Origin of the sequence: Agrobacterium larrymoorei (genome assembly GCF_030819275.1) — a bacterium.
In the GTDB taxonomy this organism is placed as follows: Bacteria; Pseudomonadota; Alphaproteobacteria; order Rhizobiales; family Rhizobiaceae; genus Agrobacterium; species Agrobacterium larrymoorei_B.
On sequence record NZ_JAUTBL010000002.1, the window covers coordinates 800719 to 823916 of the forward strand.

Below are 23198 nucleotides of genomic sequence, written 5' to 3' on the forward strand. Positions count from 1 at the left end.
TCGACTTAGTCATCCCATTCCGGCGCCAGATGGCCCGGGTTGACGATGCGTCCGTCCTTCTCCGCCAAAGCAAAGATTGCCTTCATGTCTTCGTCAGAGAGTTCGAAGTCGAAGATGTCGAAGTTTTCGGGCAGGCGGCTTTCTGTTGCCGTCTTGGAGAGCGCAATCACGTCGGGTTGCTGGATGGCCCAGCGCAGCGCGACCTGGGCCGCGGTCTTGCCGTGCTTGGCGCCAATATCGCGAAGCACCTCGTCTTTGGGCACCTTGCCATCTGCCATCAGATAGTAGGCGGTGATCGAAATGCCGTGCTTGCGGGCAGCCTCGATCACCTTCGTCTGGTCGAGATAGGGGTGGTACTCGATCTGGTTATTGGCAATCGGCGCATCCGACAGTTTGACCGACTCCTCCGTCAGTGCGACGTTGAAGTTGGAAATCCCGATGTTGCGCGCCTTGCCGGCTTTATGAAGCTCGTTCAGTGCGCCAATCCGCTCCGCCAGCGGCACGTCGCTCTTCGGCCAGTGCAGAAGAAGCAGATCGACGTAATCCGTTTTCAGCTTCGTCAGGCTCTCATCCACCGAGCGGATGAAATCGTCGTGCTTGTATTGGTCCACCCAAACCTTGGTGGTGAGAAAAATGTCGCCGCGCGCGATACCGGAATTGGCGATGACATCACCGACTGCCGCCTCGTTCTTGTAGACCTGCGCCGTGTCCACATGCCGGAAACCCAGTTTCAGCGCCTGTGGCAGGATGCGGTGGACGTCCTCTTCCGGCATGCGGAATGTGCCGAAGCCGAGAGCTGGAATGTTTGCGCCATTGGCGTTGACTGTTTGCATCGTTTTTGTCTCCATTGCGAATAATGGCCCCGCAAGTTTGCGGGGCAGGAAGGTCCTCATCCTAAGTACTGAGGACGGGATTTGGTTCACACGGTCTGGGCAAGACCTGCCTGGCGGCGGTCGAGACTGCTGCTGACCAGCGTCAGAACCAGCGCCCCCGAAACCAACAGCGCGCCGACCCATGGTGTTGCGCCCAGACCGAGCGGGAATGCAACGACCAGACCGCCGATCCATGCGCCGACGGCGATGCCGAGATTAAAGGCAGCGATATTGAGCGCCGAGGCGACATCGACTGCGTTCGGCCGGAAGCGCTTTGCAAGCTGTACCACGTAAAGCTGAAGTCCCGGCACATTGGCGAAGGATAAAAAGCCAAGTGCGACAAGGGTCACCAAAGCAGCCGGGGCCGACGGGGCGGTGAAGGTAAAGATAGCAAGGACCAGCGCCTGAAGCGCGAAAAGCCAGCCAAGCGCCTTGACCGGATTACGGTCGGCAATCCGTCCCCCGGCGAGATTGCCGGCAGCGATCGCCAGACCGTAGAGCACCAGCACGAGGCTGACGGTGCTTGCAGCAAAGCCAGTCAGATCCTGCAGGATTGAGGCGAGAAAGGTGAAGGTGACGAAGGTACCGCCGTAACCGAGCGCCGTCATGGCAAAGGCCAGCAGCAGCCGTCCGGAGCCGAGCACACGCAGCTGGTCCATGAGACTGGCGGCCGGGGCCTTTTGAAGCGTCGATGGCAGCAGTGCTGCAATGCCGATGAAGGCGACGACGCCGAGGGCGGCGACCGCAAAGAAGGTGGCGCGCCAGCCAAAAATTTGGCCGATCAGCGTACCAAGCGGAACGCCGGTGACGATGGCAACCGTCAATCCCATGAACATCATGGCAATGGCGGAAGCTCTGCGATCCTCGGCAACCAGCCCGGCGGCGATGGTCGCGCCGACGGAGAAGAACACGCCATGGGCAAAGGCGGAGATCACGCGCGCGACCAGCAGCATTTCATAGCTGGGGCTGAGCGCCGCAGCGCTATTGCCGAGGATGAAGAGGCCCATCAGGCCGAGCAGAAGCGGCTTGCGCTCGATGCGACCGGTAAGCGCCGTGAGAATAGGCGCGCCAAAGGTGACGCCAAGCGCGTAGACCGAGACGATCAGCCCGGCAAGCGGAAGTGTGATGTGAAGATCGTCGGCGACGGTGGGCAAAAGACCCACGATGACGAATTCGGTGGTGCCGATTGCATAGGCCGCAATCGTCAGGGCAAAGAGAGCGAGGGGCATGGTTGCGCCTTTCCGGCCGTTCGGATGGGCCGTCCCGAAGGTGTTGAAGTTTCGGGCTAAATATCGGCACGGGACACTTGTTTGATAATCCCAATTAATCGATAATCATCTTTGAATTGAAATCATAGGTGAGGTCATGGACAATCGCGCCGGTGAGATGGAAGTCTTCGTCCTCGCTGCGGAGCTGAAAAGCTTCTCCGCCGCTGGACGGCGGCTCAAATTGTCTCCCTCCGCCGTCAGCAAGCTTGTCTCCAGAGTCGAGGAGAGGCTTGGCACGCGGTTGCTGGTCCGCTCGACGCGAACACTGGAACTGACGCCCGAAGGCGATATCTATCTGCGTCGCGCCCGCCGCATCCTGAAAGAGATCGATGAGACCGAAGAGCTCGTCGCCGGCGGTCGCGAGGAGGCGAGGGGGCTGCTTCGCGTCAACTCCTCGGTCGGCTTTGGGGAGCGCTGCATTCTGCCGCTCGTGGGTGAGTTTGCCGAACGCCACCCCAAGGTGCGGCTTGATCTAACACTGACTGATGGTGTCATCGACCTTATCGGCGAGCGCACCGATATCGCAATCCGTGTGGGACCGATGAGGGATTCCTCACTGATGGCGAGGCGCCTGTTTTCCAGCAGGCGTGTCATTGTCGCATCGCCTGACTACCTCAAAAAGCATGGAACGCCGAAGACCCCGGAGGACCTCGACGCGCACAACTGTATCGGCTTCAACTTCCGCCGGAGCCTCGATGAATGGCCGTTTCGCGATCCCGGGACGGAGAGCGTGTACACCAAGGCGATCACCGGGAACATTCAGGTCTCCAGCGGCTCCATCAAGCGGCAGCTGTGCCTGCTGGGCGTCGGCCTTGGCAGGATCGGGGAGTTTCACGTCCGTCCGGACATAGAGGCCGGGCAGCTTGTGCCGATCCTTGAAGAGTATAATGGCGGCGACACTGAGCTTGTCCACGCCGTCTATGCGGGACACGAGCATCTGGCTGCCCGCATTCGCGCCTTTATCGATTTCCTTGTCGAGCGACTCGAGCCGAACTGATCAGTTCAGCTCGACAGGCGCGGAGAGGAGACGGCCCGCTTGAACAGTGCCGACATGGCATCGCTGATGCCCTGAGTCGGACTGACTTCGAAGAAGAGACCCTGCGAAGCGCAATCCTGCATACGGGTCGAGATTTCAGACTGAAACGGGCGGATCCAGTCATTGTACCAGCCGTTTGTCGGAAGCGGCAGATAGGTCGTGTAGAGTACGGCGATACGGTAGCCTTGGCTCTTAAGGGCGGTACACAACCGCGTGTCGATCGGCTCCTGACAACGACCGTTGGTGGTTCTTTTTGTGCAGGTTGTCGGTTTGTAGCTGTCGCCAACGCCGTCGGATACGAAGAAGAGCACCTTTTCGGGCGTCGCAGAGCTGTTGCCGTCACCTTGCAAGCCCATCTTCGAGGAAATCTGCGTCAAGGCGCGGTCGATATCTGTCTGCTGGTCGTTATTATATCCTTGATAAGGAATGGACATCAGGTCGATCTTGCTCGACTTACTCTTTGCGTCTGAGAGGCTAGACGTGAGAGGAACAACTTCGAGCAGTTTTGTGTCCTCGGCCTTTTCACCAAAGGTGTAGACGGCCATTCTGAACTGATTGGAAACGGTCTGCGTATCCGCTGCGGTGTCCATGAGCGAGGCTGTCGCTTTCCCTACCACATTGATGCGCGTCGTCACGTTCAGGTCTTTGGCCAACTGGTAATAGCTTTTGGCACCGCTTTTAACGTCATGACACGCAAAGGCGCACTGGTCGGGTGTGTTCGCCACCATCTTGGCGACGTCCTGCGGCGTTGCACCCACACCCATGGACGGCGTGTTATCGAGCAACAAGTAGAAATTCATGTACTTTTCTGTTTGATATCGACCCGTGGATTTAACGCTGACGGTAAAGAAGTCCTTGCCGAGGATCGATGATAGCGAGGTGTTGACTGTTGCATCGAGTTCTACAGAAGATTCAACGACATTCCCCATCTTCTTGACCATCAGGGTGACATTCTTGACGTCGAAATCGTCTTTTTTGTCCTTTTCCTTCTTGAAGAGGTCCGTCGGGGAACTGCCCGCGACGATGATGGGGCCATCTCCGCCCATCTTGCGGGCTTCAGCCACATAGGGTGAGTTTTTGGCGACTGCAGCGAGTGCCGTTGCGTCTGCCTCTTGCTGCAGATCTTCCTTGACAGCAAGTGCCTGACTGAAGTCCAACGCTAGGCCTGCCGCGCCAAACAGTGGCACAGCCAGGATTGCGGTAAGCATGGCAAAATTGCCGCTCTTGTCTCGCCAGAAATTAAGCATTGGTGCCTCGGAAAATCTTATGAAGCCAGTATAAAGACCTGACATTGAGAATAAGTGGCTTAAAATGAATAATGAAAGGTGACGTTAATTGGTAAGATGTTATGCGAAAGGTATAAATCGATGATTAAAACTCATAGTTTTGGTTTGCTATCTGGAGATGTGCGTGTCTCGCTCGCAGCGCTTGCTTGATTTGCTACAATTGTTGCGCAGTTATCGCAGGCCGGTAGGCGGGGCAGAACTGGCCGCTGCGACAGGTGTCAGCCTGCGCACGCTCTATCGCGACATCGCCACGCTCCAGGCGCAAGGCGCCAATATCGAGGGTGAAGCCGGCGTCGGCTACGTGTTGCGACCAGGCTATCTTCTTCCGCCTCTGATGTTTTCCGAAGCGGAAATCGAGGCTTTGGTTTTGGGGTCGCGCTGGGTGGCGGGCAGGGCAGATGGTGCGTTGGCGGATGCCGCGCGTGCCGGGCTTGCCAAGATCGCAGCCGTTCTGCCGAAGGCCCTGGCGGAGGAACTGGACAATTCCACGCTTCTTGTCGGGCCCGGAAAGGTTGTCGATATGCCGCATATCGATCTCGGCAATATTCGCGATGCCATCCGAAGCCAGGCAAAGATCCAGATCGACTATGCCGATGAGCAGGGGCGTTACAGTCGCCGGATCGTCTGGCCCTTTGCGCTGGCCTTTTTCGATCAGGTTCGTGTGCTGCTGGGATGGTGCGAACTAAGACAGGATTACCGCAGCTTCCGCGCTGATCGCATTTCGTCCTTCACCCTTCTGGAAGCGCGCTATCCCAAACGCCGTGAAGTCCTTCTGAAAGGATGGCGGCAGATGATGAAGGCGCGCCAAGAGACTGCTGACAGAAACTGACACTGTGCCGCCCTAAGGTCTCCTCATCAACAACAGGAGACCAACATGAACCACCCGAACTTCATCATTCTCTTCGTCAACGATCCGCGCCATAGCGCTGCTTTCTACAGTGATTTGCTGGGTGCTCAGCCTGTCGAGCTCTCCGATACCTTCGCTCTTTTCAACTTGCAAAGCGGCATGCGCCTTGGCCTTTGGTCCCGCCACGCCGTTCAGCCGCCATTGTCTTCCGATGGCAGCGCTGCCGAAATTGCGTTCATCGTGCAGACTGACGATGAGGTCGATGCCCGCCATCGCGCGTGGACCGACAAAGGACTGCCTATTCTGCAGGAGCCAACTGTCATGGACTTTGGCCGCACGTTCCTGGCGGCAGATCCGGATGGTTACCGGCTGCGCGTCTACGCCTTTCACGGCTGAGGTCTAAAGCGTCTTGCGATCTTTCAGATTCGCTCACACGCTTTACGTCCCTGCTTTATCGCATGCCGTTATCGCAAAACCGCTGCACAGTTTTGCGCGACATGCTTTAGGGTCGAAACCCAATCAAATTGTTGATGAAATTGGCTATCTATGATTCACTACCTGTAGAAGCAGGAGTGTTTGACCATGGCGGGCGAATTTTGGCTTGATGACGAACAGTGGGCAGTGATTTCGCCGCTGCTTCCGACCAACCAACCCGGCGCTCATCGTACTGACGATCGCCGGGTTATCAGCGGCATCATCCACGTCTTGCGATCCGGTTGCCGCTGGCAGGATTGTCCATCCTGCTACGGGCCTTCGACAACGATCTATAATCGCTTCCATCGCTGGTCTGCAAAAGGGATATGGCGGCGACTGTTTGAGTCTCTGGTGCAAATGACCGATCGCGACATCCATATGATCGATAGCACCACCGCAAAGGCACACCGTTCTGCCGCTGATGGAAAAGGGGGGCGGATGCCGAAGCAATTGGTCGATCGAGAGGCGGCAGATCGACAAAAGTCCATGCTGTTGTCGATGGTTGTGGCCGTCCAGTCGCGTTGCGAATAACGCCTGGGCAACGTGGTGATGCACCCATTGCCATCCCGCTCCTTGATCCCCTGCCTCCGACACGTCTGTGCGCCGCAGATACGGCTTACGACAGCGACGCCTTACGCAGCTTCCTGAGGGCACGCGGCACGCAACCAGTCATCCCAAACAATCCAACCCGAAAGAGGATCAGACCGTTCGACCCGGTCGCCTACCGAAGACGGAATATAATCGAGCGGACATTCTGCCGTCTCAAGGACTGGAGACGTGTCGCGACGCGATACGACAAGCTCATGATAAACTTCGAGGCAACGTGCTACATTGCAGCGATCGTCACATGGTGGATCAATTGAGTCTGGAGCCTAAAGCATTTCCAGCCCAAACGTGATCGCTTCGGCGTCGGACAATGCGGCAAAAACAACAACATAGAGCATGTCCGGTATCCCGTGATCACCGGACATGCGCTGGAGACTTGAAACGGACAGGCATGGGGCCATGGCTGTCCGTTCAGGATCAGCCACGAACCGCGACAATGAACAGTCGTGGAAAGCGCAACAAACGTCGCCCATCCGCAAGCGGCGGGTAGGCGGCGTCGATCCGCTTTCGGTAATCCTCCAAAAAAGCATCTTGATGGTCGGCGCCGGCCGTTGCCAGATAGGGACGAAGGCCGGTGCCCTTGACCCATTCCACGATGGCCCCTGCATCGGCCATGGGATGATTGTAAATGCTGTGCCACACATCGACGCGGATCGCTTTTGGCGAAAGTCGGTTGATATAATGGGCCGGCGAGGGCAGTGGCTGGCGGCGTAATTGCCGCCCCTCGAAGTTTTCGCTCCACGGGCCGGAGCGGCTGGTTTCCTCCATCAGCAGATGACTGGGCTCATTGAGGTTGTCCGGCATCTGGATGGCGAGGACGCCGCCGGGGTTCAGGTGATCCATCAGCCGCTCAAATAGATCGATGTGGTTCGGCAGCCATTGGAACACCGCATTGGCATAGAGCAGATCAACCGGCGCATCCGGCAGCCAGGATGAGAGATCGGCTTGAACGAATTGCGTGGCGGGCAGCCTGAGAGCTGCTTCTTCCAGCATATTCTCGTCGCTATCGACCCCTGTGATGACGTTGACGCCGTAGCGCTCCGTCAGCAGCTCGGTGGAGTTGCCGGGACCGCAGCCAAGGTCGAAGCCAGTCATAACCCGCTCCAGCGGAATTTGCGCCAGAAGGTCACGTGCTGGTCTCGTGCGCTCGTCTTCGAATTTCAGATATTGTTGTGCCGACCATGCCATTTAGGGCCTCTCTGCGCTCGTGTTTCACCGAAGATGGCACGGCATCCTCGCAACCGCCAGATCACCTCGATCGGCGCAACAACGCTTGGAGCATGCTCTTGGCTGCACGCAACAAATGCGCATTTCACGGCAAGACTCAGGCAATAATCCTTCCTTTTGACCACCGCCGGGAATTTCATCTTGACCTAGCAGCCGTGCGGGCATTCATTCCGACGCATTGAAGAAGGAGAATGTCATGACTGTCGATACTGCACCCCGTTCCACAACTTGGACCTATGTCGATGGTCAATGGCTTCCCGGCAATCCTCCTTTGATCGGCCCGACTTCCCACGCCATGTGGCTCGCTTCGACGGTGTTCGATGGAGCGCGCTGGTTCGATGGTCTGGCACCCGATCTCGATCTGCATTGCCAGCGCGTCAACCGCTCCGCCGTCAATATGGGTATGAAGCCGACGATGACGCCGGAGGAGATCGAGCAACTGGCGCTGGAAGGCGTGAAGAAGTTCGATGGCAATATGGCGATCTATATCAAGCCGATGTACTGGGCCGAGCATGGCATGCGCGGCTCTGTCGTTGCCCCCGATGCGGAATCGACACGCTTTGCACTCTGCCTTTTCGAGGCGCCGATGGATGCCGGCGTACCGCTAACCCTGACCGTCTCGCCGCTGCGCCGTCCTTCGCCGGAAACGGCCATGACGGATGCCAAGGCTGGTAGCCTCTATCCCAATAGCGGTCGCGCCATCATCGAGGCCCGCTCGCGCGGCTTCGACAACGCGCTGATGCGCGACATGAATGGCAACGTTGCCGAGTCAGCATCCTCCAACGTCTTCATGGTTAAGGACGGTATCGTCTACACGCCTGTCCCGAACCGCACCTTCCTGGCCGGGATCACCCGCTCGCGTGTCATGGTGCTGCTGCGCCAGGCCGGTTTCGATGTGCGTGAGACGACCCTCTCCGTCGAAGACTTCCAAAATGCGGACGAAATCTTCTGCTCGGGCAATTACTCAAAGGTTTCCCCGGTCATCAAGCTTGACGATCGCGAACTTCAGGCTGGACTGGTGGCGCGCAAGGCTCTCGATCTCTACATGGACTGGGCAAAGTCGACAGCGTCGGCGGAGTGACGTACGCAATTCTTTGTTTGCCGATGCCGGTCTTCGCTGAAAGCCAGTGACCTGGTTCCGCATGGCTTACTTTTGGCTCAGGGATCGAGCGATGATCAGCATAAATTGGGACATGGTGTCGGCTTTAGCTAACGTGGTGATGGCGATCACCGCAGTAGTCGCTGCAGCTTATGCATTGCTGCAATATCGCGCTTCAACTCGAATTCAAGAATTGGAGCAGATCAATAGCATCTACAAGTCCACGGTTGATGTTATGTCCAAAGCGTCGACGGGAAAGTTGGGATTTGCGGAAATAAAGTTAGTGATAGATCATCTTGAGCTCCAAGAGAGGAGGATAGAAAACGGTCTTCTCACTAAACGTGCGGTGGAATTCTATAGGGATGCTATGTCGATCAATGATCAATTCGTAGATATCCCGGATGAGAATTTGAAGGTCATCAGGGCGGTGCTAACAGCGGATCTAAGGGGGTACCGCCATATTATTAAAGCCCTAAAGAAAAATTCAAAAACTTCCTACATCATAGATTGGTGACCTGAATTAGCTCCTGTCTTGCGACCTCGACCACCGCATCCGTCAGTGCCTTTAGCCGATCGGCAGCCAGCCGGTTGACCTGCCAGAACAGCGGGACGTCCAGTGGCGTTCCGGCCACCAGTTCCACCAGTCGTCCATCCGCCAGATGATTTCGCACCAGAAGCGCCGGGTTCATGCCCCAGCCCATGCCGAGCAGCGCGGCATCCACGAAGCTTTGGGTGGAGGGTAGCCAGTGAGTTGGGTGGACGATGGACGTGCCGAAAACCTGGCTGATCCATTGCTGCTGGAGACGGTCTTTCTGGTTGAAGGTGAGGGCAGGAGCTTGCGCGAGGCCCGCCTTAGTCACGCCATCGAAAAAGTACGTGTTGATGAACTCCGGGCTTGCTGTTGCGTGGTAGCGTAGAAAGCCGAGTGGAGTGACGCGGCAGCCCTGGATCGGCTTCTCCAGGCTCGTCACCGCTGCGAGCACCCGTCCGCGCTGAAGCCACTCCGCCGTGTGATCCTGATCGTCCACCGCCACGTTCAGGAGAAAGCCTGACTGATGTGTGAAAGCGGAAACTGCCCGCAGGAACCAGGTGCCAAGACTGTCGGCATTGGTTGCGATGTGTAGCGTCACGCGGCTGTTGGCTTTGTCGGACGAGAGAAGAGCGGGAAGCTGGCTGAAGAGTTCAGACTCCAGCATCCCCACATGCTCCATGTGGCGGCAGACCCACGCGCCCTTTTCCGTAGCCATACAGGGATTGCCACGCAGGATGAGAACGGCGCCCAGCCGCTCCTCAAGCTGCTTGACCCTTTGAGAGATGGCCGATGGCGTCACATGCAGAGCAAGTGCCGCCTTTTCGAAGTTGCCGGTCTGCACCACCATTGCCACCGCACGAAGCGCTGCATAGTCCATAGAATTAGCTCTGCTTAATCGAGGTAAGTATCTTTAACTGGATTAAACTGATGCCGCTACCTATTCGATGCTTGGACTGAAGGGGCATCCTATGAATTTTTCGGTATATCTCACAGGTTTCACCATGGGTATGACGCTGATCGTGGCGATCGGCGCGCAGAATGCGTTCGTGCTGCGCCAAGGTCTTCGCGGCGATCATATCTTCGCCGTTTGCTTGGCGTGCGCGCTTTCCGATGCAATCCTCATCACCATCGGCGTGACGGCCTTCCGGCAGATCGCCACCATCATGCCGGCAATCGAGCCAGCTATGCGCTATGCGGGTGCTGCATTTCTGCTGTGGTATGGCGCAAAGAGCCTGCAATCGGCACTCCGTTCCTCAGAGGCTTTGGCCGCTGCATCCGGCAGGGTTACGTCCTTTGCTCCGACGCTTCTGACCTGTCTGGCGCTGACATGGCTGAACCCGCATGTCTATCTCGACACCGTCGTTTTGATCGGCACGATCTCGACCCAGTTCCCAGGCAAGGAAGCGGTCTTCGGTGCAGGCGCCGCCACAGCGTCATGGGTCTTCTTCTTCTCACTTGGCTATGGTGCGCGCTGGTTGCGTCCCGTGTTTGCCAATCCGTCTGCGTGGCGCATTCTGGAAGGTGTCATTGCGCTTGTTATGTGGCTGATCGCGCTGACGCTTCTGACTGGCGCTTGAGGGCAGCGACAAAGGTGCGGAGCGGGGCCGTCATGTACTTGTCGCGCCTGAGCGCCAGCGCGAGATCACGTTCCAGCTTAGGCACAAGCGAGCGCGTCTGCAGTGCAGTCGACGTGGCATCACGAACGGCCATGGCGGGCACGACAGCAACACCGAGGCCTGCCTCGACCAGTGTCTTCAGCGCCTCCACGCTACCAAGTTCCATGACGGGCTGAACGCGTCTGCCGGTGCCTTTCAGCCATCCGTCAACGAGCTTTCGGGTGTTGCCGCCCTGATAGAGCAGCAAGGCTTGGGCACAGAGATAATCAGCATCGATATGGGCCGGAACGTCCGTAGCATCAGGTGGAAAGATCGCGACCAGTTCTTCGCGAAGAACCTCGCGCAGATCGAGGCTTCGACCGGTGACCGGGAGTGTGACGATCGCCGCGTCGATCTCGTTGTTTTCGAGAAGGCGAATGATATCCGGGGTGTTGCCGGTTTCCACCCGAATTTCGACGCCGGGCATGAGATGACGGATCTCTCGCAATATCGTCGGCAGGAAATAGATCAGCGCCGTCGCGCCAGTGCCGATGCGCAAACGCCCACTCTGGCCGCTTCGATGCGGGGCGACGGTCTCGATGGCCTGAGACACCTCGTCGGCAATGCGTCTCGCATGGATCAGAAGATCGCGCCCCGCCGAGGTTGGCTGTGCCCGACGTCCAACCCGTTCGATCAGCCGAACGCCAAGCTGCTTTTCGAGCAGCCGAATGTGGAGGCTGATGGCAGGCTGCGTCAGCCCGGCCTTTTCGGCCGCTGCGGAAAAACTCCCAAGATCCGCAACATCGATGAAGCTCTTCAACTGCCGGAGGTCAAAATCCATATCAAAGAAATCCTTATGTCTTGCATAAGATCTATAACCTTTATTTTGATATGTCGCTGGTGCAGATTGCGGTGAGCCGCATACCCCTTCAGGACATTCCGAAATGACCTCGCCTACAAAAGCCGCCATGATTATCCGCCCCTGTGAAGAGCGCGATATCGTCTCCATAGTCGAAATCTACCGCGACGCCGTTCTCCATGGCAGTGCCAGCTTTGAAATCGAGCCGCCCACAGCTGACATCATGCGTGAACGCCGGGCGACACTCCTTGCCGGTGGCTTCCCCTATATCGTTGCTGAGATGGAAGGCACGGTTGTCGGTTATGCCTATGCAGGACCGCACCGCGCGCGCCCGGCCTATGGTGCGACGGTCGAGGACTCCATCTATGTCGATCCAAACCGAAAGGGTTCAGGCATTGGGAAGACCCTGCTGCTGGCGCTCATCGAAGAGGCAACGGCGAGAGGGTTCCGCCAGATGGTGGCGGTGGTTGGCGACTCCGAGAACGTCGCATCTGTCGGGGTGCATCGCGCTGTAGGCTTCGAGAGGGTGGGCACGCTGAAATCGGTAGGCTGGAAGCACGGCCGCTGGCTGGATATCGTTCTCATGCAGCGACCGCTTGGTGAGGCGGACACGACGCCTAGGTTCTAAAGCACGGTCCAAGCAAGCGCGTGCAGCGGTTTTGCGATGATGACACGCGATAAAACAAGGACCTGAAGCGTTAGAAGCGAAACTGAAAGATCGCGACGCGCTTCAGCTCTCAGGGCTTGGTAGAGCCCGGCAGCTCGACTTTTACGGAATCGGCTGACAGCTCGCTTCCAAGCTCTACGGCCTTGGTCTTCTTGTCGTAGACGCAGATATGACTGATCGTTGCGTCTGCTCCCTTCGCCTTTCCGGTCAGGATTGCGAGGCCGTAATTCTCGCTTCCTGTCGGATCGACGACGGCCTTTGCGTCATCCATCAGCCTCGCACCCGCATCGAGGCATTTTGCCTGCACGTCGGCGACGAACGCTTCCCAGGCGTTGTCGGACGATGCGGCTGCGGGTAACGCCACCAAGGATGCCATGATCAAAAACAAAGCCTGTCGTTTCATTGCCATGCCCTTTCGATAGTCTCTTGCAGGATCAGCCGAACGGATCGCTCGGAATTGGTACGGCAAACTGGGTCGCAATCATGTTTTTGAAGAGGCGCGAGAGGAATTTTCTCTTTTGCTGGAACATTTTGATAATTCACTGGTTGCCTGAATTGACAGCTGATCCTATGGTCCGCGCACAAGGTTTCAAGGAGCGGCCCAGCCGCTGCAACAAGGAGTAAAACCATGGCCTTTGAACTTCCCGAACTCCCCTATGATTACGATGCGCTCGCGCCTTACATGTCGCGCGAAACGCTGGAGTTTCACCACGACAAGCACCACAAGGCCTATGTGGACAACGGCAACAAGCTGGCTGCGGAAGCCGGTCTTTCCGACCTGTCGCTTGAAGAAGTGGTCAAGAAGTCCTTCGGTACCAATGCCGGTCTGTTCAACAATGCTGCCCAGCATTACAACCACGTCCATTTCTGGAAGTGGATGAAGAAGGACGGCGGCGGCAACAAGCTGCCCGGCAAGCTCGAACAGGCGATCGCCTCCGATCTCGGCGGTTACGACAAGTTCAAGGCGGATTTCATCGCAGCCGGCACCACGCAGTTCGGCTCCGGCTGGGCTTGGCTTTCGGTCAAGAACGGCAAGCTTGAAATCTCCAAGACCCCGAACGGTGAAAACCCGCTGGTCCACGGCGCAGAGCCGATCCTTGGCGTCGACGTATGGGAACACTCCTACTATATCGACTACCGCAACCTGCGTCCGAAGTACCTCGAAGCCTTCGTCGATAATCTCATCAACTGGGATTACGTCTTGGAGCGCTACGAAGCCGCCTCCAAGTAATTTTCCGATTCGATCGGATAAGCAGCACCCGGCCTTCGCGCCGGGTGTTTTGCTTTATGGCTTCTTGCCGCTCCTGCAGGCGCCATAAGGCTTCGCCTTCTATTATGGCTGTCACACCGCTGTCATGCGGCGCTCTTAAGCGGTAGCGATCATGACAGACACACCCGCCGCACCGCTCTTTTCCTTCGGCATCGTCGCCGACCCGCAATATGCCGATATCCCCGCTCGGCCGGAGATGAATCGATTTTACGCGGAGAGTACCAGAAAGCTGGCGGATGCGATCTTGACCTTCAATCAGGAGGAACTGGCTTTCGTTGTCACCCTCGGCGACCTGATCGACCGCGGCTGGGAGAGCTTTGACGCGATCCTTGGCTGTTACGATCAACTCAAGCATCGCTCCATATTGCTTCCCGGCAACCACGACTTCGCTGTCGAGCAGGAGCATTTGCCGAAGGTTCACGAGCGGCTCGGCATGCCGGCGAAATGGTATGACTTCACTCTCGGCGAATTCCGCTTCATCGTGCTCGACGGCAACGATGTCAGCACCTTTGCACCTCCGCTCGGCGATCCGCGGCGCGAGCTTGCCAAGGCCCGCCTGGATGCGCTGCGCGAGGCTGGCGCCTTGAATGCCCAAGACTGGAACGGCTCATTCAGCGACGAACAGCTGGCTTGGCTGCGGGCAACGCTTGCCAAGGCCGATGCCATGCACGAGCAGGTCGTGCTCTTCTGCCATTATCCCCTCTATCCCGAAAACGCGCATAATATGTGGGATGCGCCAGACCTGCTGAAACTGCTGGCCGCACATCACAGCGTCAAGGCGTGGTTCTGCGGGCATAATCACGACGGCAATTACGGCGTGATCGGCAATACCCATTTCGTCAATATCAAGGGCATGGTGGACACGCTGGACCACAACACCTTTGCGATCGCCGATGTCTATGTGGACCGCATCTCTCTGCGTGGTTTTGGCCGGGAGACAAGCCGTACTCTGGTGTTCTGACGTCGTTTCTCCCGTCATTTCCTGTAGGGGGGTGTTACCTTCTGGACACGAGCCATCCGGCCACCCATCCCCACAAGTGCCTATGAAATAAGGGGATTTAGGGCTGGGGCTCTAACGGCGGCGGGCAGGACGATGAAAGCAACCTAGCAAAAGCGCCAATAAACCGCGCATTCTTCTGGACAGATTCGCGCATTCTTCTCGCATTGTTCTGCCAATCGTGCTGACAAGAACAACATTTTGAAAACAATATAGAAAATTTCTTGCAGTGAGGCGCGGTAAGGCCGAGAGCGTTGTAAGCAGGACCGTGCAAGCCATTTCCGGCTCACACGCGCAATCGCTCAAACTGTAAAATTTGCTGACGGTTCGGCGCTGAACTTTACTGTTCGCGTAAGTCTATGAACTTATTAAGATATTCGATCGAAACTAGGAGGCGCTCGGGTTTTCGAACAGTAAAGCGCGGATCGGTGCTGCTTTCCGTTAGAAATTTGATATCGGACCTAATATGCCGACCCTGCGCAGTAGTTGGCTTTGAGGAACTTGATGGCTTTCCGCACCCGGTTTTCAGGCGCGGTCATCTCCGCCGAAATCAAGGCAGTCGAATTGCAGCTGCCATCACTCCCTTTGATGGCGCACTTGCCAGCGAAACTAAGTAAGCCGTTGCCCAGGGTGAACGTGATATCCCCGACCTTTGAAAAATCGTAGATTGCCTTACGTTCTTTTGCTGGCGACGAGTGGACAATCACTTCAAACTGACAGTTTTCTAATTTCCTAACGGTCGCTTGATCTAACTCCAGCTGCCCACTCGGCGAAACTAAGTAGGTGGCCGGAGACGAGCTTGTTTGCTCTACAGTCGCGACGACCGTTCCGCCTTGAACGATTTTTCGACCGTCCTCTAAGCCGTATAAAATAAAGGATACGGTTTCTTCTGCCGTCTGCGAAAAGGCGGGCGATACGCTGGCGGTCAGTGAAGCGACGACTACGATGGGTTTGATAAGGTTCATGACTGATGACCTATAAAAATTACCCGTCCAACCACGACTAAATCTTCCACGCGGTCGGCATCGAACATTTCGGAGGTATAGTTTCCCTCAACGTTGTCGGACGCAAGTTCCAATCGGCCATCCATTCGCCATTTTGCGCGCTTCACAAGCACCGCGCTTCCAACGGAAAAAACGTAAATTCTGCCGTGGTCAACGATCGTCTGGCTGGAATCGACAATCAATAGCGCATTGTCTGGAATAGTCGGAAACATGCTGTCGCCGGTGGACCACATCATAAAACAGAAATCCGGCGCTCCGCCGAGACTGCGCAGGAAGCTGCGTTCAAACGCGGTCTGTGAGACCGGCATTTCGTTGATGGGTATCAGCCCGCGACCGGCTGATGCTCGCACATCGTACTGAGGTAGATTTACAAAGTCGGCTTTCTGAAGCTTCGCCGGGAGCGCCCTGTTGTCGTCAAGATAATCAAGCGCGGCGTGCAGCAGCCCGCCAGACCCAGTTGAGGGATCAATCACATGCCCCCCGGCCTGTCGCGCCAGAAATTCAGTAACCTCTTTTGGGGTGAACATCGGGCCTTCACCCGTGATCAGCCAATCGATGTTAACGCCAAATCTCCGTTTATACATCCCAAGGAATTCGTGGTCAGGCGTGGAATCACCACGTTCATACCCACCCAAAGTGTCGGGATGCATTTTCAATAGCTGTGCAAAAGGTTGCCGCGCTTCATACCCAAGCGCCTTTCGAACCTCTGTAAGCCGTTCAGCTAACGGTGTTTTTGCGATCTGCGGACGTGCCATAGCCTTCACGGAGTTTCTCCGTTTACAAAACGGCGAATCTCCGTTAATACTCCTGTCAGCGAAACGCCAATGCGTTTCGCACTTGTACCGAAACAACCCTAAAAAAGCGGGCGTTGCAGCGCCCGCTTTCAGAGCGGAGAGAAACCATGAGCAAACAGAAGCCAGTGATGGACTGGCACGCCATTAAGGCGGAGGTCCATCGAAGAGGAATGACGCTAACTGGTCTTGCAGAAAGAACCGGGTTGCATTCGTCCCTGCTACGGAAACTGAACACCACCACCCACTACAAGGCCCAGGAAACGCTTGCCACCTTCATTGGTCAGAAGCCCGAAAACCTCTGGCCGACTCGTTACCCCAAGAAAAACTCCGGAATATTAGATAGCACTCGTTGGCCACCGTTAGAAAGTCAAAAATCTAACGCGTCCTCTGGCATGAGGGCAATGGCATGACGAACGCGCTGTCAATAAATCCGGCTCTCGCTGACGCCGTCGCATACTTCTCGGGTCTGCCCCGTTTCACCCTTTCAGCTGTTCAAGCCGCTTTCGATAAGGCCCATGCAGACACCTTTAGGCCGCGTAGTATCTACTCGGCTCTCTGCAAAGACTTCAACGCAGTCGGGCAAGACCTCCCGCCGTTTCCAATCTTCGAAGAGTGGTATTCAGGTGTGCGAAAAGGAAATGTAGAGCGCCCTGCCAGCCCGCTGCCGACGCCGAAGCGGAAAGAGCAACCTTCAGCCCTGCCAGGGACAAAGGCCGCGCCGGATATGGTGGCGGAACTGCCTGCCCCTGCCACGGACGCCGCCGATGTAACCATCGAGATATTTGCGACAAGGCTGTTCGACGACGTGTTCGCCCCATTGGAGCGCGAGGCCCGCGCAAAGGCCGCTGAGATCGTCGCGGCGCGGCTGCGTCAGATCGCAGACAGGTACGTCGCCGCAGCCGCCTGATCTTGCGTCCCATCGCGCCGATCCGGTCTTTCGTCCGGCGCGATCAAGCGGAGCCGCCGCCAACCTCCAGCAGGCGGCTCCGCATCGAAAAACCCGACATTTCAGGTCTCATAAATGCCCAATCTCCAGAAAGTAGACATTGCTGAACCGCCGAAGCCGGATGTGGTTCACGCTCCCCTTACGTGGATCGATATCCCCGAAAATCGCGCCCGTCATTTTGATCCAGCGGACGCGGAAGCGCTCGCGCTTTTGATAGCGGCGACCGGATTGCAGAACCCAATTCGCGTTCGGGCCGTTGGCAACCGTTATCACCTGATCGCAGGCCGCAAACGCCTTGAAGCCGTTCGCTTGCTCGGCTGGACCTCAATCCCTTTGACTGTTTCAACCGCCTCAACGGACGATGAAGCCCGGTTTGAGGAGGTTATTGAGAACCTTGGGCGTATTGAGCTTAGCAAGCTCGATCGCTGCCAACACCTGTACGAATTAAAGCAGGTGCATGAACGTCTTTACCCGGAGACGCGGAACGGCGGCGACCGGAAGTCCGAAATCAGAACGCAAACTTTGCGGACTGATCAAGAAAGCCCTGAACTACTTGGCTTCGCGCCCGCCACGGCTGACAAAATCGGCCTCTCACGCCGCGCCATTGAACTCGCCGTTAAAATCTGGATGGACCTCTCCGACGCTTCCCGAAAGCGCTGCGCAGGCACGTGGTTGGCGGATCATCAAGCAGGATTGAAGCAGCTTTCGGAACAATCCCACGGCGACCAAGCCAAGCTTCTCGATATACTTTTTGCCGATCCGCCGAAGGCAACCAACGTCCCCGATGCTCTTGCGATTATCGCGAATGGCCGTGTCTTGACACACGAGGAGCGCAAAGTCGCCGCCGTCACCAAAACGCTGAAAACTTTGCCGGGCGGTGGCCCCATCGTTGCCGCGCAAGTCGATGCTCGAATTGCCGAGTTGCAAAAGAGCATTTCCACGATGAGCAAGTTTCTGGCGGGCCTCAAGGATGACGAACTAGACAGTGTCATTGTCGAGCATGAGGACCGGATTATCGCTTCTCTTAAACGCCGGGGGCGCATCTAATGAAGAAGCGCCGCGACACCCTTACCCTTGATCTTTGGCGCGACTATACGCCGGTGGAAGTCGCGGCGCGGATCGATCCTGAAGTCTCGAAAGGCGGGACTCTGGATGTGAAAATCGCCCGTGTTCTCGCTCATGCGATGCAGAAATCCGAAATGTCGCGTGCTGAGATCGCGGCTGCGATGTCAGAGCATCTTGGTCAGCGTGTCACCGAGAACATGCTGGATTGCTACGCGTCGCCAGCGCGCCGCGATCATAAGATCACGCTGGAACGCTTCATTGCCTTGTTGGAGGTGACGGACTGCTACGAGTTGCTGGCATTCGTCTGTGATTTCGCGGGCTTTGTCGCTGTGCCGGAACGTTACGCTGACATCATTGAAATTTGGCGTGCTGATCGCGAGATCGAGGAGCGCACCCGCCATCGTGACGCCCTTGCTGGCCGCATCAGGGGGCTGAAATGAGCTATTTTTCTGCCCAGGAAATCGCGGACGCTGGCGTTCGATTGAAGCTGAAAGCTTTACCCTTAACAAAACAGGGTGTTCTTGAACACGCCAAGCGCGAGGAGTGGGCAGCTACAGCCCTTTGCCGTAGGCGTGCAGGAAGGGGCGGCGGTTACGAGTACCATATCTCGCTGTTGCCAGAGGTTTTGCAGGCGGCACTTCACGCGGAACGAAATCGAGAGTTGGTTCTGGTCAACCAAGAGGCCAAAAGAAGCCAAGAGATTGCCCGCCGCGAAAAGATTTCCACGGCAGACCTCTCCGCTCGCCAGCGCGATGTGATGAACGCTCGGTCTACAATCCTGTCCGCCATCGACATGCTTCAAATTTCTAACGGTATGTCGCAGCGGCAGGCCATCCAGTCATTCCTTGCCGATCCGGCAGCGGTTGAAATCTCCGAAACTATTCTGCGTGTCGCGAACGACCGCGCCAACAAGGCCAGCGTCAGCCGCGCCACCCTTTATGACTGGTTCAAGCTGCGGGACACGGTTGGTGTCGGTGCGCTTGCGCCTTTGCCGACCAAGGAAAAGCAGGACATTCCGTCATGGTTCTGGCAGTTCCTACGCTTCTATGCGCAGCCGCAAAAACCATGCCTCACTGATGCCCTTGACCAGTTCAAGAAGGCTTTGCCCGCGCACATTATGCCGCCCAACTACGATCAAGTCCGTCGCCTCATGGCGAGACTTGGCAATGTCGAAAAACATCGCGGTCGGGAAGGGTCGCTGACCCTCAAAAGCCGCATGGCTTACACTCTTCGCTCCACCGACGAGCTACTGCCGGGCTGCGTGTACACTGCTGACGGCAAGACGTTCGATGCCGAGATTGCACATCCTATCCATGGTCAGCCATTTAGGCCGGAAATCACCAGCATCGTTGATGTCGCCACGCGCCGTTGCGTGGGCTTCTCCTTCGGATTGGCGGAAAATACCATCGGCGTTGTCGATGCACTCCGCCACGCCTGCGAACAGAACGGCATCCCCGCGATCTTCTATGTAGACCGTGGCCCAGGCTTCAAGAACGATGTTCTGGATAACAAGCTCACTGGTGTCACCGAGCGCCTGGGCATCACCAAGCTACACTCGCTTCCGCAAAACTCGCAGGCGCGTGGCATCATTGAGCGGTTTAACGGCTCCGTCTGGAACCCACTATCCAAGGAATTTGAGACCTATATCGGCGAGGATATGGATCGGCAGGCGCGTCAGCGTTCGTTCAAGTCCACCCGTAAGGATATCAAAGAATTTGGAGCATCCAGCCGTCTGCCATCATGGCAGGAATTTCTAACGGCATGCGCAAACGCGGTGGCATCCTATAACGCCAAGCCTCACAGCGCGCTGCCCGGCAAAATGTCGCCTGATCAGTATTGGGAATATCATGTTTCCACCGGCTTCGAAATCGTGCCGGTTCTGGAGCATGAAAAGAACGACCTGTTCCGCCCCTATGTGAAGCGCCGCACCCGCCGCTCGATGATCGAGTGGCTGACCAACACCTACTTCAATCTGGCGCTGGAAGAGTTCCACGGCGAGGATGTCCTGGTCGGCTACGATATTCACGATGCCAGCCGGGTTTGGGTGCGCGAGATCGATCGCACCTCTGGCGAAGAGCTTATGGGGCGTCTGATCTGCGTGGCGATCTTCGCGGGTAACGAAGAGCGTTACATTCCGCTCACCATGGAGCGTGCCGCGATCGAGAAACGTGCCGCCGCTCGTGCGCGCCGACTGAACGACCATCTGTCGGAGGTCGAGGCCGAGCTTTCACCGGGTCATTTCCTTGACGCTTCCCCGGCGTCGGCAATGCCAATCATCGACATCACGCCGGAACCGGCTCCTGCCGGTCCCGTGCTGGTCGCCAGTGACGGCGAAACCCTTCCAGCGGCGACCGGAGCCGCTGAAACCACCCGCAGACAGGTCTTTGCGACTGACGAAGCTCTGGCGGCGTGGGCGTTAGAAAATCCGGAAAAACTGACGGTCAATCAGGTGGGTGTTTTGCGTCGCTGCCTCCAGAGGCAAACCACGATTGACCTGTTTCGAATGTCCGGCATCGACGTGGATCAGCTCCTACACATCATCCGCGCCGCTGCCTGACACCCTACATTCGCACGAGGAATCTAAGCATGAAAAACGTATTTGTCGAGACCAGCAACGTGAAGCGCCTTTTGACCGCGCTTTCAGCGCTGGAGGATCGCGGGGCACAGGAGGCTTGCCTTGGCGTCGTTGATGGTATCCCTGGCCTGGGTAAAACCACAACGCTGAAACATTGGGTAGCGAAGACCGGCTGGATTTACCTGCGCGCAAAGCAGGAATGGAAGCCCGGCTGGTTCATGAACGAATTGCTGGAAGCGCTTCCCGTTCGTCCGCCGCATAGCATCGAGAAGAAGTACGAAACCATCTTGCGCGAACTCGGTAGCCGCCAGACCGGCGCGCAGATGGCACGGCGCTCATTCGGCATCGTCATTGACGAAGCAGATCACATCTCCAGTAAAGCGGCGCTGCTGGAAACGGTTCGTGACATTTCGGACATGCTGGAACTGCCGGTGATCCTCGTCGGCATGGGCAAGATCAACGATAACATTGCCAGATTTCCGCAGATTTCCAGCCGCATTAGCCAGCGGGTCACATTCCAGAAAGCCTCCCGCGAGGACGTGCGGATGCTGATCGACCAGAAATGCGAAGTGAAGGTGGCTGATTGCCTTGTCGATTTCGTCCTGACCGTATCGCAGGGCTACAACCGCGAGGTTCTTGAGGCGATCGCTAATATTGAGCGTTTCGGTATGCGCATCGATCCCGGCCCGAAGGGCATCACAATGGCCGATATGGCAGGGCAGACGGTCTTGAATGACCGCCGCACCAATAAGCCAATTTTGGTGCCGGAGTTAGCGTGATGCAGAATAATACCTCTCCATATTTTGACAGGGTATTCGACCAGCTCACACCAACGGCATGCCTGAAGCTGGAAGTGATGCTGGAAGCCACGGGTATGAAGCGCCACCAGTTGGCCCGCACCATGGCAAAGATGGTCGAGGCGGGCCTGATCGAGCGCCGCAAGGCCGGTTGCTATCAACTGACCAAGGCGGGTGTGAAGGCAAAGCGCGAGGGCGTGGTATCCACCGCCCCCGCGCCCATCAAAGTCAAGCACACCGCTGATACGCTCAGACAGAGGCTCTGGTCGGTCATGCTGATGTCCACCACGTTTTCGGTCAACGAAATCGTCATGGTCGTTAATTGGCCCACGAAAAATCCTGAAGCCGAAGCGCGCAGATATCTGAACGATCTCTGCCGCGCCGGGTATGTCACGACCTTACAGGCCAGAAGAGGTCAGAAGCGCTTCCGTTTGATGCGCAACTCAGGCCAGCGTGCGCCGATCGTCTCTCGTAAGGGCTTCATCCATGACCCCAACACCGGAGAGGATGTGCCATGCGCCAAGCAAGCCTGATTGCCCTTGTAGATCCTGCCTGGATCGATGTCCTGCGCACAGAAGCCGGGAAGCCAGCTCGTTCTAAGCAGGCGATTGCAGATGAATTGGGGGTGTCGCGGACTGCGATCTCCCTCATTTGCGCAGGAAAGTACAGCGCAGGCATGAACAAGGTTCAAGCCAAATTGGCTCCCAAGGTCATGGAGCTCTACGGTCAGCAGGTCTGGTGCCCGCATCTTCGCAATGCCATCGCCCCAGGCGACTGCGAGACGCATCATACCGCGCCTATGGCGAAAAGTGATCCAGTCAAGCTGAAGCATTGGCTTGCCTGCCAGCAATGCCCCCAAAACCCGAAAAACCAGAAACCGAAAGAGCCGAACGATGCTGTCTGACGCCACCACCCAATTGCGCGACCGGTTGCTGCCGCTCGTCACCGCGATGGATGCTCCTGACCTGTTTCTAACGCTCCGCCTCATGGAAATGGAGGCGCGGCACATGGAAACCACCATCGAATATCTCACCGGCCGTCCGCATGTCCCGCTTGAGGGACGGTTGGTCTCTTCCCCCATCATCGATATCCGATCGGAGCCCCGCAATGCTTAGACCATCGCAATTTCTAAAGCTCTTGCGCCTGAATTTGGAGCAGCACGCCGCAAGCGGCCTTGCTGTTCCGCTCGAAATAATCCCGATCATCTGCGACCTGATGCGCCACCTGGAGCGGGATTGCCAGAGAATGGAAATCCGTCTCGCAGGTGAAGTGGTTCCGCTCGGACTGATGCGGTCGAACGACGACAAGATCGTGTCTCTTGCTGCATTTGCGGAAAAGCGCTTCGCCGCCAAACCTTCCAAAACAACCGAACCGGACTGAAG

29 protein-coding genes are annotated in these 23198 nt (G+C 57.0%); 20 read left to right on the top strand and 9 right to left on the bottom strand.

Annotated elements, in window-relative coordinates:
• Positions 1-5 precede the first annotated feature (5 nt).
• Together QE408_RS12380 and QE408_RS12385 are read right to left on the bottom strand one after the other, a co-directional pair.
• The gene (locus QE408_RS12380; RefSeq protein WP_306931548.1) at positions 6-833 is read right to left on the bottom strand and encodes an aldo/keto reductase; all 828 of its coding nucleotides are present in this window, start codon (positions 831-833) and stop codon (positions 6-8) included.
• An 86-nt stretch (positions 834-919) separates the two neighbouring features.
• The gene (locus QE408_RS12385; RefSeq protein WP_306931550.1) at positions 920-2101 is read right to left on the bottom strand and encodes an MFS transporter; all 1182 of its coding nucleotides are present in this window, start codon (positions 2099-2101) and stop codon (positions 920-922) included.
• Between the two features lie 136 nt (positions 2102-2237).
• Between QE408_RS12385 and QE408_RS12390 the strand changes: the two genes are divergently transcribed.
• A complete protein-coding gene (locus QE408_RS12390) occupies positions 2238-3137 on the top strand; it encodes a LysR family transcriptional regulator (RefSeq protein WP_306931552.1) in 900 nt (299 codons plus the stop codon).
• Positions 3138-3142: 5 nt separating this feature from the next.
• On the opposite strand, the gene QE408_RS12395 is transcribed toward QE408_RS12390, so the two are convergent.
• Positions 3143-4423: a TadE/TadG family type IV pilus assembly protein gene (locus QE408_RS12395; protein ID WP_306931554.1), complete on the bottom strand. Its 1281-nt coding sequence runs from the start codon at positions 4421-4423 to the stop codon at positions 3143-3145.
• Positions 4424-4586: 163 nt separating this feature from the next.
• Between QE408_RS12395 and QE408_RS12400 the strand changes: the two genes are divergently transcribed.
• From QE408_RS12400 to QE408_RS12410, 3 genes are all read left to right on the top strand, one after another.
• Positions 4587-5291: a helix-turn-helix transcriptional regulator gene (locus QE408_RS12400; RefSeq protein ID WP_306931556.1), complete on the top strand. Its 705-nt coding sequence runs from the start codon at positions 4587-4589 to the stop codon at positions 5289-5291.
• 45 nt (positions 5292-5336) lie between these two features.
• Entirely contained in the window at positions 5337-5705 is a 369-nt protein-coding gene (locus QE408_RS12405; protein ID WP_306931557.1) for a VOC family protein, read from the top strand.
• Between the two features lie 186 nt (positions 5706-5891).
• Positions 5892-6646, top strand: a protein-coding gene (locus QE408_RS12410; RefSeq protein WP_306931558.1) for an IS5 family transposase whose coding sequence is annotated in 2 segments (ribosomal slippage) — positions 5892-6222 and positions 6222-6646 — 756 coding nt in all. Because the reading frame shifts where the segments join, the coding sequence is not laid out codon by codon here.
• A 160-nt stretch (positions 6647-6806) separates the two neighbouring features.
• Here the strand turns inward: QE408_RS12410 and tam are convergent.
• Positions 6807-7577, bottom strand: a complete 771-nt coding sequence (gene tam, locus QE408_RS12415) for a trans-aconitate 2-methyltransferase (protein WP_306931559.1) — start codon at positions 7575-7577, stop codon at positions 6807-6809.
• Between the two features lie 235 nt (positions 7578-7812).
• On the opposite strand from tam, the gene QE408_RS12420 reads away from it, so the two are divergent.
• Both QE408_RS12420 and QE408_RS12425 read left to right on the top strand, forming a co-directional pair.
• Positions 7813-8697 carry a branched-chain amino acid aminotransferase gene (locus QE408_RS12420; protein ID WP_306931560.1) on the top strand — a complete coding sequence of 295 codons (885 nt, stop codon included), beginning with the start codon at positions 7813-7815 and terminating at the stop codon, positions 8695-8697.
• Between the two features lie 91 nt (positions 8698-8788).
• Positions 8789-9229, top strand: coding sequence for a hypothetical protein (locus QE408_RS12425; RefSeq protein WP_306931562.1), 441 nt, complete (start codon positions 8789-8791; stop codon positions 9227-9229).
• On the opposite strand, the gene QE408_RS12430 is transcribed toward QE408_RS12425, so the two are convergent.
• Entirely contained in the window at positions 9216-10124 is a 909-nt protein-coding gene (locus QE408_RS12430) for a LysR family transcriptional regulator ArgP (protein ID WP_306931563.1), read from the bottom strand. The two genes, QE408_RS12425 and QE408_RS12430, sit on opposite strands and share 14 nt — an antisense overlap.
• A 91-nt stretch (positions 10125-10215) precedes the next feature.
• On the opposite strand from QE408_RS12430, the gene QE408_RS12435 reads away from it, so the two are divergent.
• Positions 10216-10824, top strand: coding sequence for a LysE/ArgO family amino acid transporter (locus tag QE408_RS12435; protein WP_306931565.1), 609 nt, complete (start codon positions 10216-10218; stop codon positions 10822-10824).
• On the opposite strand, the gene QE408_RS12440 is transcribed toward QE408_RS12435, so the two are convergent.
• Entirely contained in the window at positions 10784-11683 is a 900-nt protein-coding gene (locus tag QE408_RS12440) for a LysR family transcriptional regulator (RefSeq protein WP_306931566.1), read from the bottom strand. The two genes, QE408_RS12435 and QE408_RS12440, sit on opposite strands and share 41 nt — an antisense overlap.
• A 103-nt stretch (positions 11684-11786) precedes the next feature.
• On the opposite strand from QE408_RS12440, the gene QE408_RS12445 reads away from it, so the two are divergent.
• The gene (locus tag QE408_RS12445) at positions 11787-12329 is read left to right on the top strand and encodes a GNAT family N-acetyltransferase (protein WP_306931567.1); all 543 of its coding nucleotides are present in this window, start codon (positions 11787-11789) and stop codon (positions 12327-12329) included.
• A 109-nt stretch (positions 12330-12438) separates the two neighbouring features.
• Here QE408_RS12445 and QE408_RS12450 read toward each other — a convergent pair whose 3' ends face one another.
• The gene (locus QE408_RS12450; protein WP_306931568.1) at positions 12439-12771 is read right to left on the bottom strand and encodes a hypothetical protein; all 333 of its coding nucleotides are present in this window, start codon (positions 12769-12771) and stop codon (positions 12439-12441) included.
• A gap of 225 nt (positions 12772-12996) precedes the next feature.
• Here QE408_RS12450 and QE408_RS12455 point away from each other — a divergent pair, with 225 nt between their 5' ends.
• Positions 12997-13599 carry a superoxide dismutase gene (locus QE408_RS12455; RefSeq protein ID WP_062425801.1) on the top strand — a complete coding sequence of 201 codons (603 nt, stop codon included), beginning with the start codon at positions 12997-12999 and terminating at the stop codon, positions 13597-13599.
• 151 nt (positions 13600-13750) lie between these two features.
• Positions 13751-14599: a metallophosphoesterase gene (locus QE408_RS12460; protein WP_306931572.1), complete on the top strand. Its 849-nt coding sequence runs from the start codon at positions 13751-13753 to the stop codon at positions 14597-14599.
• Positions 14600-15096: 497 nt separating this feature from the next.
• On the opposite strand, the gene QE408_RS12465 is transcribed toward QE408_RS12460, so the two are convergent.
• Positions 15097-15600: a hypothetical protein gene (locus QE408_RS12465; RefSeq protein ID WP_306931574.1), complete on the bottom strand. Its 504-nt coding sequence runs from the start codon at positions 15598-15600 to the stop codon at positions 15097-15099.
• Positions 15597-16394, bottom strand: coding sequence for an XRE family transcriptional regulator (locus tag QE408_RS12470; protein WP_306934787.1), 798 nt, complete (start codon positions 16392-16394; stop codon positions 15597-15599). The genes QE408_RS12465 and QE408_RS12470 overlap by 4 nt, the downstream gene beginning before the upstream one ends.
• Before the next feature lie 146 nt (positions 16395-16540).
• Here QE408_RS12470 and QE408_RS12475 point away from each other — a divergent pair, with 146 nt between their 5' ends.
• The 10 genes from QE408_RS12475 to QE408_RS12520 all read left to right on the top strand — a co-directional run bounded on the left by QE408_RS12475 (position 16541) and on the right by QE408_RS12520 (position 23196).
• Positions 16541-16843: a helix-turn-helix domain-containing protein gene (locus QE408_RS12475; protein WP_306931576.1), complete on the top strand. Its 303-nt coding sequence runs from the start codon at positions 16541-16543 to the stop codon at positions 16841-16843.
• Positions 16840-17340, top strand: coding sequence for a hypothetical protein (locus QE408_RS12480; RefSeq protein WP_306931577.1), 501 nt, complete (start codon positions 16840-16842; stop codon positions 17338-17340). The genes QE408_RS12475 and QE408_RS12480 overlap by 4 nt, the downstream gene beginning before the upstream one ends.
• A 114-nt stretch (positions 17341-17454) precedes the next feature.
• Positions 17455-18426, top strand: coding sequence for a ParB/RepB/Spo0J family partition protein (locus tag QE408_RS12485; protein WP_306931580.1), 972 nt, complete (start codon positions 17455-17457; stop codon positions 18424-18426).
• Entirely contained in the window at positions 18426-18884 is a 459-nt protein-coding gene (locus tag QE408_RS12490) for a hypothetical protein (protein ID WP_306931582.1), read from the top strand. Before QE408_RS12485 ends, QE408_RS12490 begins: the two co-directional genes overlap by 1 nt.
• The gene (locus QE408_RS12495; protein ID WP_306931584.1) at positions 18881-21001 is read left to right on the top strand and encodes a Mu transposase C-terminal domain-containing protein; all 2121 of its coding nucleotides are present in this window, start codon (positions 18881-18883) and stop codon (positions 20999-21001) included. Before QE408_RS12490 ends, QE408_RS12495 begins: the two co-directional genes overlap by 4 nt.
• 29 nt (positions 21002-21030) lie before the next feature.
• Positions 21031-21798, top strand: coding sequence for an AAA family ATPase (locus QE408_RS12500; protein WP_306931586.1), 768 nt, complete (start codon positions 21031-21033; stop codon positions 21796-21798).
• A complete protein-coding gene (locus QE408_RS12505) occupies positions 21798-22349 on the top strand; it encodes a hypothetical protein (RefSeq protein WP_306931588.1) in 552 nt (183 codons plus the stop codon). The genes QE408_RS12500 and QE408_RS12505 overlap by 1 nt, the downstream gene beginning before the upstream one ends.
• On the top strand, positions 22331-22720 hold the full coding sequence (locus QE408_RS12510) for a MarR family transcriptional regulator (protein ID WP_306931590.1): 390 nt from the start codon (positions 22331-22333) through the stop codon (positions 22718-22720). The genes QE408_RS12505 and QE408_RS12510 overlap by 19 nt, the downstream gene beginning before the upstream one ends.
• Positions 22710-22931: a hypothetical protein gene (locus QE408_RS12515; RefSeq protein WP_306931592.1), complete on the top strand. Its 222-nt coding sequence runs from the start codon at positions 22710-22712 to the stop codon at positions 22929-22931. The genes QE408_RS12510 and QE408_RS12515 overlap by 11 nt, the downstream gene beginning before the upstream one ends.
• On the top strand, positions 22924-23196 hold the full coding sequence (locus QE408_RS12520; RefSeq protein ID WP_306931594.1) for a hypothetical protein: 273 nt from the start codon (positions 22924-22926) through the stop codon (positions 23194-23196). Before QE408_RS12515 ends, QE408_RS12520 begins: the two co-directional genes overlap by 8 nt.
• The last annotated feature ends 2 nt before the right edge of the window (positions 23197-23198 follow it).